Annotated in this window: 13 protein-coding genes; 9 read left to right on the forward strand and 4 right to left on the reverse strand. The window is 40.7% G+C overall.

What is annotated here, in order from left to right:
- Positions 1–25: 25 nt before the first annotated feature.
- From K8P02_RS09050 to K8P02_RS09060, 3 genes are read left to right on the forward strand one after another with little or no spacing between them, the layout of a single operon-like run.
- On the forward strand, positions 26–700 hold the full coding sequence (locus K8P02_RS09050; protein ID WP_025866455.1) for an OmpA family protein: 675 nt from the start codon (positions 26–28) through the stop codon (positions 698–700).
- On the forward strand, positions 681–1,418 hold the full coding sequence (gene mtgA, locus K8P02_RS09055) for a monofunctional biosynthetic peptidoglycan transglycosylase (RefSeq protein WP_223382238.1): 738 nt from the start codon (positions 681–683) through the stop codon (positions 1,416–1,418). The genes K8P02_RS09050 and mtgA overlap by 20 nt, the downstream gene beginning before the upstream one ends.
- Positions 1,419–1,456: 38 nt before the next feature.
- Positions 1,457–2,707, forward strand: a complete 1,251-nt coding sequence (locus K8P02_RS09060) for a type IX secretion system plug protein (RefSeq protein WP_025866456.1) — start codon at positions 1,457–1,459, stop codon at positions 2,705–2,707.
- A gap of 71 nt (positions 2,708–2,778) precedes the next feature.
- Here K8P02_RS09060 and K8P02_RS09065 read toward each other — a convergent pair whose 3' ends face one another.
- Together K8P02_RS09065 and K8P02_RS09070 are read right to left on the reverse strand one after the other, a co-directional pair.
- Entirely contained in the window at positions 2,779–4,554 is a 1,776-nt protein-coding gene (locus K8P02_RS09065; RefSeq protein WP_223382240.1) for an oxaloacetate decarboxylase, read from the reverse strand.
- 276 nt (positions 4,555–4,830) lie between these two features.
- Positions 4,831–5,334, reverse strand: coding sequence for an RNA polymerase sigma factor (locus tag K8P02_RS09070; protein ID WP_007485269.1), 504 nt, complete (start codon positions 5,332–5,334; stop codon positions 4,831–4,833).
- Between the two features lie 245 nt (positions 5,335–5,579).
- Here K8P02_RS09070 and K8P02_RS09075 point away from each other — a divergent pair, with 245 nt between their 5' ends.
- From K8P02_RS09075 to K8P02_RS09090, 4 genes are all read left to right on the forward strand, one after another.
- Positions 5,580–6,140, forward strand: a complete 561-nt coding sequence (locus tag K8P02_RS09075) for a LemA family protein (protein ID WP_025866457.1) — start codon at positions 5,580–5,582, stop codon at positions 6,138–6,140.
- Positions 6,141–6,165: 25 nt separating this feature from the next.
- A complete protein-coding gene (locus K8P02_RS09080) occupies positions 6,166–7,131 on the forward strand; it encodes a M48 family metallopeptidase (protein ID WP_007485267.1) in 966 nt (321 codons plus the stop codon).
- Between the two features lie 313 nt (positions 7,132–7,444).
- Positions 7,445–10,342 carry a M16 family metallopeptidase gene (locus K8P02_RS09085; protein WP_025866458.1) on the forward strand — a complete coding sequence of 966 codons (2,898 nt, stop codon included), beginning with the start codon at positions 7,445–7,447 and terminating at the stop codon, positions 10,340–10,342.
- Positions 10,343–10,530: 188 nt separating this feature from the next.
- Positions 10,531–11,025 carry a DUF4251 domain-containing protein gene (locus K8P02_RS09090; RefSeq protein WP_025866459.1) on the forward strand — a complete coding sequence of 165 codons (495 nt, stop codon included), beginning with the start codon at positions 10,531–10,533 and terminating at the stop codon, positions 11,023–11,025.
- Positions 11,026–11,071: 46 nt separating this feature from the next.
- Here the strand turns inward: K8P02_RS09090 and K8P02_RS09095 are convergent, their stop codons facing one another.
- Positions 11,072–11,704 (reverse strand): trimeric intracellular cation channel family protein, encoded by a 633-nt coding sequence (locus tag K8P02_RS09095; RefSeq protein WP_007485263.1) that lies wholly within the window; start codon positions 11,702–11,704, stop codon positions 11,072–11,074.
- Positions 11,705–11,789: 85 nt separating this feature from the next.
- Here K8P02_RS09095 and K8P02_RS09100 point away from each other — a divergent pair, with 85 nt between their 5' ends.
- Complete coding sequence (locus K8P02_RS09100; protein ID WP_025867273.1) at positions 11,790–12,872, forward strand: UDP-N-acetyl glucosamine 2-epimerase; 1,083 nt, start codon at positions 11,790–11,792, stop codon at positions 12,870–12,872.
- Here the strand turns inward: K8P02_RS09100 and K8P02_RS09105 are convergent.
- Entirely contained in the window at positions 12,861–13,751 is an 891-nt protein-coding gene (locus K8P02_RS09105; RefSeq protein ID WP_025867272.1) for a glycosyltransferase family 2 protein, read from the reverse strand. The two genes, K8P02_RS09100 and K8P02_RS09105, sit on opposite strands and share 12 nt — an antisense overlap.
- Positions 13,752–13,853: 102 nt before the next feature.
- Here K8P02_RS09105 and K8P02_RS09110 point away from each other — a divergent pair, with 102 nt between their 5' ends.
- Complete coding sequence (locus K8P02_RS09110; RefSeq protein WP_025867271.1) at positions 13,854–16,442, forward strand: DUF5686 and carboxypeptidase-like regulatory domain-containing protein; 2,589 nt, start codon at positions 13,854–13,856, stop codon at positions 16,440–16,442.
- Positions 16,443–16,542 lie beyond the last annotated feature (100 nt).

Here is a 16,542-nt window from a genome sequence, read left to right on the forward strand (position 1 = left end):
ACATTAATATTAATTTAATAAAAGTATGAAAAAGATTAAGTTTATGGCCTTCTTTTTGAGTGCGGCCTTAGTATTTGGAAGCTGTGGAACAATGAACAATACTGCCAAAGGCGGAATAGTTGGTGGTGGCTCAGGTGCTGCTTTGGGCGCAATCATCGGTGGAATTGCCGGTAAAGGTAAAGGTGCCGCTATTGGTGCTGCTATCGGAACAGCTGTTGGTGGTACCGCAGGTGTATTGATTGGTCGCAAAATGGATAAAAAAGCAGAAGAAGCAGCACGAATTGAAGGTGCACAAGTAGAACAAATCACTGATAACAATGGATTGGCTGCTGTGAAAGTGACATTTGATTCCGGTATTCTTTTTGGTTTCAACTCTTCTACATTGAGTAATACTGCCAAACAATCATTGCGTGAATTTGCAGGTGTACTGAAAAGTGATCCCACTATAGATATCGCTATTATCGGCCATACTGACAAAGTAGGTACACAGGAAGCCAACCAAAAGGTTTCTAACAATCGCGCTTATGCTGTAGAAAATTATCTTCAGTCATGTGGTGTTCAGCCTTCTCAATTTAAGACAGTAGAAGGAGTAGGTTATTCACAATATGACGAAGCACTGACTGCAGCTCAAAACCGTCGTGTGGAAGTTTATATGTATGCCAGTGAGCAGATGATTAAAAATGCAGAAGCCAGTAAGTAAAATACTTCGTTTTATACGCAATCTGCTGCTTTTTTTCTTCGTATCGACTTTGCTTGCAGTTATCATCTACCGGTTTGTTCCGGTATATGTTACTCCGTTAATGGTCATCCGAAGCGTGCAGCAGATAGTATCAGGAGATAAGCCCACGTGCAAACACACGTGGGTTTCTTTTGATAAAATCTCCCCTCACCTGCCTATGGCAGTTATCGCTTCCGAAGACAACCGTTTTGTAGAGCACAACGGGTTCGATTTCAAAGAGATAGAAAAAGCGATCAAAGAAAATGAAAAAAGAAAAAGAAAAAGAGGTGCGAGTACCATCAGCCAACAGACTGCAAAAAATGTATTTCTTTGGCCCCAATCATCGTGGGTACGAAAGGGATTAGAGGTCTATTTCACGTTTCTCATCGAAACATTTTGGTCAAAAGAGCGGATCATGACGGTATACCTCAACTCTATCGAAATGGGTAAAGGCATTTATGGGGCACAAGCCACTGCGAAATATAAATTCAATACTACGGCAGCCAAACTGACTAAAGGACAATGCGCCCTCATTGCTGCCACGCTTCCCAATCCGATACGTTTTGACTCGGCTCATCCGTCATCTTACATCCTGAAACGACAAAAACAGATATTGAGACTGATGAACCTGGTACCTAAATTTTCACCTGTAGAAAAAGAGAAAAAAGTCTCAAAACCACAAAAGGAAAAGAAGCGATAACCTTCTAATCAGTATTCATCTACAAAATTATAACTCTTATGAAGAAATACATCTCATTTCTTTTCTCTCTGCTCTGCCTGTCAGTCGGTATGAGAGCCCAACGTACAGAAGTTTACGCTCCGCACATACAAACGGTGCAGGTAATAGCCAACGATGATTATAACGCTCCGGCAATTATAACATTAGAAGCCGGAGAATATGTGGAAATATCTTTCGATGAACTTTCACATGACTATCATCGCTATCAGTATGTTCTCTCCCACGCCAATGTAGATTGGACTCCTTCCAACCTTTCGGATATAGACTATCTGGACGGATTCAATAATAACCCGATTGAAGACTACGAAACATCTGTCAACACCACGATGCCCTACACACACTATCGTCTCAAATTGCCCAACGATGAAGTGCGCATGACATTGTCAGGCAATTATATCGTGACTGTTTATGACGATTCTGATAGTAGCAAGCCTATCTTCAAAACCTGCTTCCGGATACTGGATAAACAAGTCAATGTATCGGCTGTAGTAAGCAGTGATACAGAAATAGACCGCAACAAAGGACACCAGCAAGTTAGCTTCAATGTTAATTACAAAGGATACACAATTCGAAATCCGCAACAGGAAATAAAAGTACAAGTGATGCAGGATGGACGTACGGACAACATGGTAACAGGGGTAGTGCCAACTTATGTAGGTCCCGATGAACTGCGTTATACACACAATCGTGCCCTGATATTTCCGGCCGGAAATGAATACCGTAGATTTGAAACTGTCAGCACACGTTATGCGAATATGGGAGTAATGAGCCTGCAGTTTCACGATCCCTACTATCACGCAACCCTCTTTCCAAGCGAACCGCGTACAAAAAACTACAGCTACGATGAAGATCAAAACGGACGGTATCTGATTCGCTACGATGATGCAACAGACAATAATATTGAAGCCGATTACTTTTTTGTGCATTTCAGCCTTCCCTGGGAAGATCCTTTTATAGATGGTAAACTCTATCTGGAAGGAGAATTCACTTATGATAACTTCAATTTGCAGAGTGAGATGAAATACAACAAAGAAACTTATGCGTATGAGTCTGTGCAATTATTGAAACAGGGAGCTTACAATTATCAGTATTTGTATGTACCCAATGGAAGTACCAAAGGCGAAACCGGACCGGTAGAAGGAAACTATTATGAAACAGAAAATGAATACCTGATTTTGATATACAATCGTGCATTTGGCGAACGATATGATAAACTGATAGGTATGCAACTCGTAAAATTCAGACCATAGTCAGAATAAAATAAAGAAGGGAAGTACTAAAAAGCAAGTACTTCCCTTCTTTATTTTTATTCTATTGACGATCAGGCGAAGATATCACTCCGTTCAATATAGGCTATTACATCTCCTTTATTAACAGTGGCTCCTTGCTGGGCACATACTTCAACAACACGGCCCGTAAATCCGGTCAGCAATTTCTCATATTCACCCCATGGTGTAGAAAGGTAGCAAAACGTTTCGTCGTGCTGATATTTACGACCGATAAACGGCGCAGTAGAAGGACCTTCTACTGATACTTCCCAAAGCACTTGTCCCTTATCCGGGGCAATAATGGGATCGGCTTTTGCACGTTTCAACTTTCTTATCTCTTCTTCAGAGTATCCATTCTTCGCCATAGCAGCATCTTTTGCGTGTTCCAAATCGGTCTCAAAGCGTTTTTTGGCAACTCCCGATTTGTAGTCACGATATTGACGGTCGTGCATAGCCAATTCAAAGAGCTCTTCATCATCCTCTCCATATTCCCAACCGTTCTCGTCCATCTCTTTTCTGTAACCTTCCAAAGCATCCGGATAATTCGATTGTGGGTCAGTATCTACAAACTCATATCCTTGAGATTTTGCCAGTTCAATGATTTCAGGAGCAAGCTGCCCCGGTAAGCGTCCACTTTTTCCCAGAATCATATCCCAAGTATGATTGTCAATCATCGTCCAACGTTCTTCACCCTTTACAAGCTGCATCACATTCATTAATGCCACATTCTTCACATATTGACTAAATGGCGTTACCAATGGGGGATAACCGAGTTTTGGCCATACATACTCTACTTCATCAAAAAGTATTACCAGCAAATCATCGATACTCAGTTCCGGTTCGTTTTTACCTCTCAATATCATATTAATCCCTGCATGAACACCCTTCAAATCAGCCATCATAGATCCCATCATACCACCAGGAAGCCCACATTTTAAAAGAAGAGATGACATCTGCTTGTTAGTAGAATCCATAAAATATCCTAAAAAGTCGTCAATAAATTCCTGAGTCATGGCACGTGCCTTCATATAAGCTTTCATATTGATCTCAGGCACATCATAGCCTTTATCTTTGAGCATCGCCTGTACCGAAATTACATCCGGATGTACTTTACCCCACGACATAGGTTCCATAGCCACATCAATAATATCAGCCCCATTCTCACAAACTTCGAGAATAGATGCCATTGAAAGACCTGGTCCGCTATGCCCATGATACTGGATAATTATTTCAGGATGTTTCTCCTTTATAGCTTTTGTCAGTCTGCCCAACATTCCGGGACGACCGATACCTGCCATATCTTTCAAACAGATTTCGGGTGCACCGGCTTCTATCAACTTATCGGCAATATCGGCGTAATATTCAACAGTATGTACCGGTGAATGGGTAATACAAAGAGTAGCCTGAGGAATCATCCCCCCTTCAAGAGCATACTTAATAGAAGGAATAATGTTACGCACCTCATTCAACCCACAAAATATCCGCGTAATATCCACTCCTTGAGCATGTTTTACTTTATACATCAACCGCCGTACATCAGCCGGTACGGGATACATACGCAGACCATTCAACCCGCGATCAAGCATATGAGTCTGAATACCTGCTTCGTTAAAAGGTTTGGTAAATGCACGTACGGCTTTATTCGGATTCTCTCCATACAGCAGATTTACTTGTTCAAAAGCTCCTCCGTTAGTTTCGACACGGGCAAAACAGCCCATTTCTATAATCAATGGAGCAATTCGCACTAATTGGTCTACGCGGGGTTGATATTTACCGGACGATTGCCACATGTCCCGATAGACGAGACTGAATTTAATTTCCTTTTTCATTGCCGTAATCTAATAAGGTGATTTTACATAATTTGGTTAACATGTCATCTATTACAAATATACAGAGTTATCTGACATAAAGACAAAATAAATCTAAAAAAGTTTAGTAAAAAGGATATGTTTTATATCATATTGTCACAAAACAAAAGAAATAAGAAGATTTTCACCTTCTTATTCCTTACAATTAAACAATAACAAGCCGTCTAAAACCACAGATTAAAATAAACACGGCTAATTCTCTTTCAATTTAAAATCTATCTAATTTATACCTATTGATTAAACAAAATCCTTCAATTCCTGTTGCAGTCTCTGACGTGTGAAAAAGATACGGCTTTTTACGGTACCTAATGGTAAATCAAGCTTCTCAGCAATCTCACGATATTTAAATCCTGAAACATGCATAGAAAAAGGTACTTTATATTCCTTGGGCAATGCATTAACAATGCGGCGCATCTCTTTGAGATCATAAGCTCCCTCGGTACTTTCAAATCCGGAATCTTGCGGCAAATTCAAATGATAAAGATTGTCTGTCTGGTCTACAAAAGTCTGATCGCGTACAATCTTACGATAATTATTAATAAAGATGTTACGCATGATGGTATACATCCATCCTTTGAAGTTTGTATCCGGGATATATTTGTCCTCGTTATCCAAGGCCTTAAGTGATGTTTCCTGCAACAAATCATTTGCTTCCTCACGGTTAGCTGTTAACTTATAAGCAAAACGAAGCAACTCTTCCTGAACTCCTATTAAATCTTTCTTAAAACTTAAACTTTTCATACTTAATGGTTTTTACGGTTAATATTTCGTTTCATTATCGATGTTGCAAGTTTAAAGGTATTTTTAGACTTTAGTAGGGGGGAATTCGTCTTTCTTTGGGGTGAAAACTATCAAAAAACAGTTTTTAGGTGCTTTTTGATAGTTATTGGGTGCTATTGATGATTTTTATTCTCTGTTCTATTGCAAGAATGATCACTTTCACCTATCTTTGAAAGTATTAATAACCCTAACAAATACACAAAATTATGACTCTATTAATCATTTTAGGAATTATCGTCATACTTGGAATCATGGTAGTTTCGATGTACAATTCACTGATAAAATTAAGAAATAACCGTGAAAATGCATTTGCAGATATAGATGTACAGTTAAAACAGCGTCATGATCTGATACCACAATTGGTAGATACCATAAAAGGTTACGCCACCCACGAAAAAGAGACATTAGACCGGGTGATACAGGCTCGTAACGGAGCAGTCAATGCATGTACGATCGACGATAAAATCAATGCGGAAAATCAATTGACATCTGCTCTTTCGGGATTGAAGATTACGTTGGAAGCTTATCCTGATTTAAAAGCCAATCAGAACTTTCTTCAGTTACAGGAAGAAATATCAGATATTGAAAACAAATTAGCATCAGTCCGCCGCTATTTCAACTCAGCTACAAAGGAACTGAACAATGCTGTTCAGACATTTCCTTCCAACCTGATTGCCGGTATGTTTGGCTTCCACAAAGAAATTATGTTCGACCTGGGAACAGAACAGCGTGCCAATCTGGAACAAGCCCCTAAAATTAATTTCTAAACTCCTCACGGATAATTGATAAATCATGCAATACATCGGAATTCAAACACAACAGAACCGGAATAATATTCGTTCCGTATTTCTGCTGTTTCTGTTTCCTTGTTTAGTAGGGGTACTCTCCTATCTGTTCTGTTATTTGCTGGTAATGCTTACGCAAGAACAATATGTGGACTATAGTCGTATGGATATGGTGAATGACATATTCCTCCAATCTATACCTTATATAATAGGAGGTGTTACGATCTGGTTCCTTATTGCCTATTTTGCCAACACAAGCATTATCAAAGCTGCTACCGGAGCAAAGACACTGGAACGCAAAGAGAACAAGCGCATCTATAATCTGGTAGAGAACCTCTGTATGTCACAAGGTATGAAAATGCCGAAGATTAACATCATCAATGACTCTTCTCTGAACGCCTATGCCAGTGGAATTAATGAGCGTACTTACACTGTTACACTTTCCCGTGGGATTATTGAGAAACTAGACGATCAGGAGCTGGAAGGAGTCATAGCACATGAATTAAGTCATATCCGTAACCGGGATGTACGTTTGCTGATTGTTTCCATCGTATTCGTTGGTATCTTTTCTATGTTGGCGCAGATTGCCATACGTTCTATTTATTATAGTTCGCGTACACGTAGTAGCAATAGCAAAGGAAACGGTGTTATTGTGTTGATTCTGATTGCTCTCATTGTAGCTGCCATTGGCTATTTCTTTGCAAGTCTCATGCGTTTTGCCATCTCACGCAAACGTGAATACATGGCAGATGCAGGTGCTGCCGAAATGACAAAGAATCCGCTTGCTCTTGCCAGTGCGTTACGTAAGATTTCAGCCGATCCTGATATTGAAGCCGTAAAAAGGGAAGATGTAGCCCAACTTTTCATAGAACATCCGGGTAAACAGGCAAAGAGTAGTTTCAGCGGACTCAGTGGACTGTTTGCAACCCATCCTCCTATTAAAAAGAGAATTGAGGTATTGGAACAATTCTAAAAACGTCCATAACCTCATCTTTAAAGCATATAAAAACTTTTGCCATATAAATACGAATTTATTAAAACGCAAATGAACGCAGATTTTCACTAATTAGATTGCTGCGTTATGATTAAAAACAATATTCCATACAGAAAATCTGCGTTCATCCGCGTTTATCTGCGTTTCAATAATAATCCACTAAATAATCAATTGTGATATATTTACTGTATTTGTAATTACAATGTTATTTTTCCGAGGTTTTCGTAGTTCTTTTGTGATTTTTTCATAGCTTTGCCTACATATACATAAAAACACTTTATTTAATTATTTTATGAAACTAATCAAATCTCTCATCCTTTTGGCTGCGATAGCAGTTTCTGTCCCATCATTCGGACAAGGACTGAAAGCATTTAAGCTGAAAAACGGTCTTTCCGTATATATATGGGAAGACAACACGAAATCTGACGTATTCGGATTGGTAGGAGTACGTACAGGGGCAGTTAATGATCCTGCCGAGTATACGGGTTTGGCTCATTATCTGGAACATGTAATGTTTAAAGGAACCGACAAGATTGGTACACTCGACTGGACTACCGAAGAACCTATTTACCAACAAATCATCGCCAAGTATGATGAAATGGCCGACGAAGCTGATCCGGTAAAAAAAGAGGCTATCGGTAAAGAAATTAATGAATTGACTATTCAGGCCGGTAAGGTGAGTGTATCCAACGAGTTTTCTAATTTGATGGAAAGTATGGGAGGTAAAAACCTAAACGCTGCCACAGGTATGGATTTAACCTATTACCACAATTCTTTTCCTGCTTTCCAAATCAACAAATGGCTGGAAATCTCTTCTCAGCGTTTTCTGAATCCTGTATTCCGCACCTTCCAATCTGAGCTGGAAACGGTATATGAAGAATACAACCGCGGACAGGATAATCCCTGGCGTGTGCAATACGATTTTATTCAAAGTAAAGCGTACGAAGGACACCCCTACTCACGTTCGGTACTTGGTTTGCCCGAACATCTGAAAAACCCTCGGTTAAGCCAGTTAATCAAGTTCTACAATGACTGGTACACAGCAGAAAACATGGTATTGGTTTTGGTAGGTAACGTAAATGCCAACCAGATCAGTGGCAGAATAGCATCTACTTTCGGCCGTCTTCCTCAAAAAGCAACTCCCGAACGTAAAACCTATCCTGATCTGAATATTAAAGGCCGTACACAATATACGGCTAAAATTGGTCAATATCCATCAGTATGCATGATTTACAAAGGTGTACCAGCCGGACATCCGGATGAAAAACCCCTGGAAATAGCACTTGCATTATTACACAACAGTAGTGCTACCGGCGCACTCGATAAACTATCAATTGATGGTGAAATAACAAATGGTTCCGCATCTCTGGAAGCCAATCGTCAGCAAGGTCGTTGCAAAATAGCAGTAACTCCATTGTATGATGAAAACCAAAGACGTTTTGAATCAAACAAGAGTGCCGAAAAGAAAGCATTGAAAGCGATTCAGCAGATTGCTAATGGTGAAGTGGAAGATTGGATCATTAATGCCATCAAAACCAATATGTGCCGCGAATTCGATCAGGTCATGGAAGCAAGTGAAAACAAAGCACTCATTCTTTTACAAGCTTTTATCAATGAAGAAGATCTGGGACAGGTGCTCAACTACAAAGATGAAATCATGGCTATCAACATTGATGACATTAAGCGTGTAGCTAAACAATATCTGAGCAATGATTACTTAGCTCTTTATATAGAAAAAGGAAAATTGAGCAAAGATGCCAAAATAAAGAAACCAGGATACAAACCGATCGAACCTCCTGTAGGTAAACAGTCGCTCTATGCACAACAATTCAAGAGCTTACCTATTGGTCAGGTAGAAGAGAAGTTTATGAATTTTGGCGAAGTACAGACAAAACGGATCAACGACCGTTCTAAGCTGTTCTATACTGCCAACTCAGAGAATGAGGTATTCAGCCTGACACTGAAATATGGCGCGGGAGAACGTACATTCCCTAAAATTGGTATTGCTGCCAGCTTAATGAATAATGCAGGTATCATGGGGATTTACGAACCGCAAGAACTGAAAAAGGAACTTAGCAAATTGAACGTCAGCTGTAATGTATTTGCCGGTGATGACTATCTGTACATCTCAATGCGCGGATACGAAAACAATCTTCCGGAAGCCTGCCAGCTACTTGCCCGCCAGATCTTAATGCCAAAATTGGATGAGAAACAGTTAAGCCGTATCAAAGGTAGTACATTAGGATCACGTCAACAGCGTAAAGACAATGTACAGACCTTGGGAGTTGCTTTGAATCAGTACATCCGTTACGGAGATAAATCTCCTTTCATAGATGAACTGACCGACAAACAAATCCTGGAGTTACAGATATCAGAACTGACAGGTGATATCAATCGCGCTTCCAATTATGAAGCAGAAATCTACTATACAGGTACGTTGCCTTTCGACAATGTATATGAAATTCTGAGCAAAAACCTTCCGTTGGTGGCTAATGAGAAACCGACCGATTCACCACAGGTGAAACCGATAGCTCCCGTTACAGAAAACACAGTTTATTTCCTGCCGAACTCAGATGCAGAACAAGCTCAGATTTACTTCTTCATGCCGACAGCAAACTATGACAAAAAGGATGACGTATTGCGCGATGCATTCTACCAATACTTTTCCGGAGACTTCAACGGATTAGTGTTAAATGAGCTTCGTGAAAAACGTTCTATGGTCTATTCTGCATATGGGATAGTTACAACACCTATCCTTCCAGGGTATCCGACTACTTTCATCGGACAAATCGGCACACAAAACGACAAAGCCAATGAAGCATTAGCCCTCTACATGGATTTGTTGCGCAATATGCCGGAAAATCCGGATCGTATGGACAATATCAAGAGCTATCTACGCCAGGAAGCACTCACTACACATCCGGACTTCCGCGATAAAGCTCAATACTTTGAACAGTATAAGAGAGTGGGATATACACAAGACCCCGCTATTGAAAACATACCGAAAATTGATGCTTTGACTTTTGATGATATAATGAAGTATTATAAAGAAAACATCAAAGACAAACCAATTGCTATCGGTATCATGGGTAACCCCAAAGATATCAATGTAGAAGAACTGAAAAAATTCGGAAAAGTGGTAAGATTAACAGAGAAGAAACTGTTTAATACCAAAGATACATTGTTCTAAGAACTGAAAAGTAACTGATAATATGCAATCCCTGTTTGTAATACATTTATTACAGGCAGGGATTGCCATTTCCGGACATTAAAGCATTATAACGACCTCCTTCTTTTTCTGTTTAATTTCATTAAATAAAGTACAGTTAATCTGTATTTTAGTATATTTGAATGTTAGTAATAAAAAAGAGTAGCGATATGAAAACGAATAAACGTACTATTACCTTAATGCTCCTGTTGATTATCGGTTTATCCGGAGTTTCTGCTCAAAGTAAGAAAGAGCAAAAAGAACAAAGAGAACAAGCTGTGAAAGAACAGATTGTATCGGAGAAGTATAAAATTAGTGTGAGTACCGCCTATCCTCGCCGTGGTAAGACCGTCTACTTATCTTCACCTTATTCACTGGAGATAAGAAATGATTCTGTTATTTCGTATCTGCCTTTCTATGGACGCGCATACTCCATCCCTTATGGTGGAGGCGACGGATTGATATTTAAAGCACCTCTTGATGAATATGAAATGAAAATGAATAAAAAGGGAGCTGCAAAGATCGAATTTATAGCCCGGAGCCCGGAAGACAGGTTTAAGTTCAGCTTAACCATCTATCCCAATGGTTCAACCAGCATCAACGTCAACATGCAAAACCGTGAATCGATAAGTTTCTCGGGAGAAATGGAAGAGAAAGAGTTATAGGGAGAGTTATAGAGTGGTAAGGTTATAACCCTACCACCCTATAACCTTATAACTTTACATCTTCTTCCTCCTCCTCCCCTTTCAGAATCGGCAGGCAAATTTGATACTTTACTGCCAGAATGCGCGTTACAAAGACGCTGCATCCACTTATTATTTGCGTAACGACAGAGTCCAGTCCTAAAAGGTGACACATCCAATATACAACACCACCTACCACACATGCCATGGCATAAATCTCTTTACGAAATATCAAAGGAATCTCATTAATAAACACGTCACGAATCACACCGCCTGCCGCACCGGTAATGCTCCCCATCATGATAGCAACCCAGAATGGGTATCCCAAAGCTATACTCTTTCCCACACCTACTACAGTAAACAGAGCCAGACCGACGCTATCAAATACAAAGAATGTATTATGCAAATGAATCAGATGTTTACCAAAGAAAATCACCCATAACAGAGCCATTGCCGTACAGATCAGATAGACGGGATTTGTCATCCACCCGGGAGTAACCCCAAGCAATACATCACGAATAGTACCACCGCCAATGGCAGTAGCCAGACCCACCACATAAGCTCCGAACCAATCAAAACGTTTGGCAGAAGCCAGACGAATACCACTGATTGCAAAAGCAAACGTACCTATAAAATCCAGAATTTGAACGAATGTTGGCATATCCTACTTTTTTTGTCTGCAAAGGAACAAATAATTCCGCAAGAAAGCGTACTTTTGTTTTCAGAAAAATAGATAGAAGAGCGATATGAAAATAACTATTGTTGCCGGGGCCCGCCCTAACTTTATGAAAATAGCGCCTATCACACGTGCCATTGATGCTGCACGGGCGCAAGGTAGAAGAATCTCTTACCGGTTGGTATACACCGGAAGACGCGATGATACCAGTTTGGACGCTTCTTTATTTGCCGACCTCCATATGAGGCAACCGGATGTTTTTCTGGGAGTTAGTGATAGCAATGCCACTCAATTAGCTTCGGGCATTATGGTTGCTTTCGACAAGGAACTGACAGAGAATCCCGCACATATCGTTCTTGTGGTCGATGATCTTACAGCTACAATGAGCTGTGCCATCGTTGCCAAGAAACAGGGAACTAAAGTAGCGCATCTTGTAGCCGGTACCCGCTCATTTGACATGAACATGCCCAAAGAAGTAAACCGGATGATCACTGACGGGCTATCCGATTATCTGTTTACGGCAGGCATGGTAGCAAACCGCAATCTAAACCAGACCGGAACGGAGGAAGCCAATGTATATTATGTAGGAAATATTCTTATTGATAACATCCGCTATAATCGTAATCACTTTATTCGTCCGCTTTGGCTTTCCGTACTCGGTGTAGAAGAAGGAGATTATCTTCTGCTCACCCTCAACAGACGGGTATTGCTGAACAAAAAGGAGAACCTGCGCCGACTGATGGAAACAATTATAGAGAAAGCGGCCGGCACGCCAATTGTTGCCCCAGTGCATACCTATGTACGTGATGCAATCAAAGAGCTGAGTATCTCTGCTCCCAACCTTCATATCATGCCTCCGCAAAGTTATCTTTCTTTCGGGTATCTTATGAATAAGGCAAAAGGTATTATCACAGACTCTGGCAATCTGGCTGAGGAATCCACATTCCTGGGAGTTCCCTGTATCACACTGAACAACTACTCGGAACATCCGGAAACATGGCGTATCGGAACCAATGAGCTGGTAGGTGAAGATCCCGCCGCACTGGGCAAAGCAATGGATACACTGATGAAGGGAGAATGGAAACACGGCGGACTGCCCGAACGCTGGGACGGACGGACAGCCGACAGGATTGTGCAAATATTATTGTCTTGATTTCTTTTCAGAAAGAAAGGTACAGAGATACCCCAACTTATAAAAAGCAAAAAGATTCAATGAAGGATGCTGGCTGGTAAGATTGCTTACCAGCCTTTTTTCATTATGCTTGAATAAGAAAACGACGACAGGCACCATTTGCAGACGTTTTACAATAGTATACCATCGTAACAACTTTACATGCGAATGCATCTGGTCAATGTGTCCGTCAAGATTACGGACCGCCCTGCGTATTTTCATAAGAAACTGTTCACTGTTTTCTTCCACCAGATGATATACCGCATTGTCTATATGCAATATTTCTACTCCCGCTTGCTCCAATTGCATTCCGAACAATGTATCTTCGTATCCCAAATGGAATGATTCATCAAAACAGACCTTCAGAAAAGCATCTCTACATATCATAAAATTCATGCTGATAAAGCGGTTATAAGGCTCCCGATTTCTTTGTTCAGCACTCTGCTCTTCAACAGCCATTCCATATTTATAACGTAATATGGCATTGGCGGGAATATTTTTACGCGGATAAACGAATCCACCACAAACCACCAGACCGGGACGAGCCACCTTAAGATACTCAGCAATGAAAAAGTCGGATACTGGCATGACGTCCGAGTCTAGAAACAACAGATAAGGATATTGTGCCTCCGAAGCCAGATAATTACGAATACGGGCAGGGCCCTGATTTTCTTCCTTTTGCAGATAGCGGCAACCTTGCCATTCTGCTATTTTCCGGTTCTGTTGACGAATGTCTTCACAGGAGGCATCATCAGCCAGCAAAATCTCAAAAGGGATTTGCAAAGCAACTGCCTGACTATGTACTTTCTCTATTAACGGCAGACAGACAGCATTGTACGTAGGTATCAATATAGAAATCATTATCAATCACAATTATAGGAGACAAAAGTAATACAAAAAAGGTTATTAAGAACTACGTTTTCAAGAGTAATTTGTTAACTTTGCCACCTCATGTTGAAGTATATGAAGCTACTATATAAAAAACTTATCCTTTTATTTCTGCTCGTATTTGCTGCGTCACAGTCTTTTGCGCAGCTAAAGGGGGTTATTACAGACTCAATTACACACGAGCCACTGATGTATATTTCTGTTTACTATGAAGGAAAAGGCGTTGGCGGAGTGTCCAATGCCAATGGTGAATATCAGATAGAAACCCGTAAAAACTGGAACGAAGTAACCTTCTCATCTATTGGTTACCGTACTAAAGTCATCAGACTGACTCCCGGACAGAAAGTATTGAATGTACAAATGGTACCGGACGATGTTATGTTGACTGAGGTCGTTGTGAAACCAAAGAAAGAGAAGTACTCAAAGAAAAATAATCCGGCTGTAGACTTCATGCGAAAAGTAATAGAGCATAAGAAAGCGCAAAAGCTGGAGGTAAACGATTACTATCAATATGATCAGTACGAGAAGATGAAGATGTCTCTCAACGATATCACTCCCGAAAAGCTGGAGAAAGGTATCTACAAGAAATATTCCTTCCTTAAAGATCAAATTGAAGTATCGGAGACTACTAACAGTCTGATTCTCCCTATATCTATTCAGGAGACATCCTCACAAACTGTATTCCGTAAAAGCCCGGAAAGTAAAAAGACAATTATCAAAGGAATGAACTCCAATGGTATCAATGAATTCTTTTCGACAGGAGATATGCTTGGAACTGTTTTGCAGGATATATTCACCAATGTCAATATCTATGACGATGAAATCCGTCTGCTGCAAAGACGTTTCACCAGTCCCATAGCCAAAGAGGGGCTGAATTTCTATAAATACTATCTGATGGATACGCTGACAGTGGATCGGGATACTTGTGTACACCTCACGTTTGTGCCGCAAAACTCGCAGGATTTTGGCTTTACGGGTCATCTGTATGTGTTGAAAGATTCAACATATGCTGTAAAAAAGTGCGTTATGAACCTGCCCAAGAAAACAGGGGTCAACTTTGTCAATCAGCTGGATATTGTACAGCAGTATGAACAATTGCCCAACGGAAACTGGGTCTTAATGGATGACGATATGCTGGTAGACCTCTCTCTGGTAAAGTCAATGGGTGGGCTACAGGTACAGCGAACAACTAAATACAGCAATTATAAGTTCGATCCTATTGAACAAAGGCTTTTCCGCCTGAAAGGTTCGGTAATCAAAGAGGCCGATATGCTGTCAAAGAGCGATGAATACTGGGCGGAAGTTCGCCAGGTGCCACTCACCAAAACAGAGAGTAGCATGGATGTGTTCATGAACCGGATAGAACAGATTCCGGGATTCAAGTATATCATCTTCGGAGCCAAAGCATTGATTGAAAACTTTGTGGAAACTACCGGACCTAAAAAACCGAGTAAATTTGACTTCGGACCTATCAATACTACGATATCCAACAACTATGTGGACGGTCTGCGACTACGATTGAGTGGTATGACTACCGCCAATCTCAACCCACACTGGTTCCTGAGCGGTTATGGGGCTTATGGTTTCAAAGACCATCGCTGGAAGTATAGCGGGACACTGACTTATTCGTTCAATAAACGCGATTATGTGGTTTGGGAATTCCCAAAACATTTCGTCTCTGCCACTTACAGCTACGACGTGATGTCTCCAATGGATAAATTCCTATTTACGGATAAAGATAACGTGTTTGTGTCGTTTAAGACTACAACTGTAGACCAGATGTCGTATATGCGTGATGTTGCTATTAACTATGAATTGGAAACCCCAACAGGTTTTGGTGTAAAAAGCATGCTCCGTCATCGTAATGATGAACCGACAGGTAATCTGAAATACTGGGCGAACAACAGTAGCGCAGACAAGATGCCATTACCCAATGAAAAACCAATTCACGACATTACCACTGCCGAAGCAAGTGTAACCTTACGATATGCGCCGGGAGAAGCTTTTGTAAATTCCAAGCAACGCCGTATCCCGGTGTCACTGGACGCTCCTATCTTTACCCTGACCCATACGGCCGGTTTCAAAGGAGTATTGGGTGGCGAATATAACTTTAACCGTACCGAAGCAAGTATCTGGAAACGTGTATGGCTCCCTTCGTCCTGGGGTAAAGTAGATATCAGCCTCAAAGGGGGAGCCGAATGGAATACGGTTCCCTTCCCATTGTTGATATTGCCGGAAGCCAATCTTTCGTACATTACACAGCGCGAAACATTCTGTCTTATCAACAACATGGAATTCCTGAATGACCGCTTCGCCTCCCTTTCATTGTCGTATGACATGAACGGAAAGCTATTCAACCGCATCCCCTTATTGAAGAAGCTAAAGTGGAGAGAAATGATCCGCTTCCGCACCTTATGGGGTACACTGACAGATAAGAACAATCCCTTCAAAAGTAACAACCCCGACCTCTTCCTTTTCCCGATGCGCGACGGACAGTACACAAGTCATGTGATGGACCCTAAAATACCATATATGGAAGCAAGTATAGGTGTTTACAACATTTTTAAGCTGTTACATGTTGAATATGTACACCGCCTGACATATCGTGATAATCCGGGTATCAACAAATGGGGAATACGGTTCATGGTATTAATGGTATTTTAAATAGTGATTAACGGAGTAGTGATAAGTGATTAGCTCCATGCGGATATAGCGTAGCCCACTTATCACTAATCATTTATCACTTATCACTAAATCACTTATC

Source organism: Bacteroides nordii (assembly GCF_019930665.1).
GTDB classification, from domain to species: domain Bacteria; phylum Bacteroidota; class Bacteroidia; order Bacteroidales; family Bacteroidaceae; genus Bacteroides; species Bacteroides nordii.

Bases quoted from the DNA above. Each gene is read 5' to 3' on its own strand.
- K8P02_RS09070 (WP_007485269.1), bottom strand. From the start codon at position 5,334: ATGAAAAGTTTAAGTTTTAAGAAAGATTTAATAGGAGTTCAGGAAGAG.
- K8P02_RS09075 (WP_025866457.1), top strand. From the start codon at position 5,580: ATGACTCTATTAATCATTTTAGGAATTATCGTCATACTTGGAATCATG.
- K8P02_RS09105 (WP_025867272.1), bottom strand. From the start codon at position 13,751: ATGATTTCTATATTGATACCTACGTACAATGCTGTCTGTCTGCCGTTA.
- K8P02_RS09065 (WP_223382240.1), bottom strand. From the start codon at position 4,554: ATGAAAAAGGAAATTAAATTCAGTCTCGTCTATCGGGACATGTGGCAA.
- K8P02_RS09095 (WP_007485263.1), bottom strand. From the start codon at position 11,704: ATGCCAACATTCGTTCAAATTCTGGATTTTATAGGTACGTTTGCTTTT.
- K8P02_RS09060 (WP_025866456.1), top strand. From the start codon at position 1,457: ATGAAGAAATACATCTCATTTCTTTTCTCTCTGCTCTGCCTGTCAGTC.
- K8P02_RS09085 (WP_025866458.1), top strand. From the start codon at position 7,445: ATGAAACTAATCAAATCTCTCATCCTTTTGGCTGCGATAGCAGTTTCT.
- K8P02_RS09050 (WP_025866455.1), top strand. From the start codon at position 26: ATGAAAAAGATTAAGTTTATGGCCTTCTTTTTGAGTGCGGCCTTAGTA.
- K8P02_RS09110 (WP_025867271.1), top strand. From the start codon at position 13,854: ATGAAGCTACTATATAAAAAACTTATCCTTTTATTTCTGCTCGTATTT.
- K8P02_RS09080 (WP_007485267.1), top strand. From the start codon at position 6,166: ATGCAATACATCGGAATTCAAACACAACAGAACCGGAATAATATTCGT.
- mtgA (WP_223382238.1), top strand. From the start codon at position 681: ATGCAGAAGCCAGTAAGTAAAATACTTCGTTTTATACGCAATCTGCTG.
- K8P02_RS09090 (WP_025866459.1), top strand. From the start codon at position 10,531: ATGAAAACGAATAAACGTACTATTACCTTAATGCTCCTGTTGATTATC.
- K8P02_RS09100 (WP_025867273.1), top strand. From the start codon at position 11,790: ATGAAAATAACTATTGTTGCCGGGGCCCGCCCTAACTTTATGAAAATA.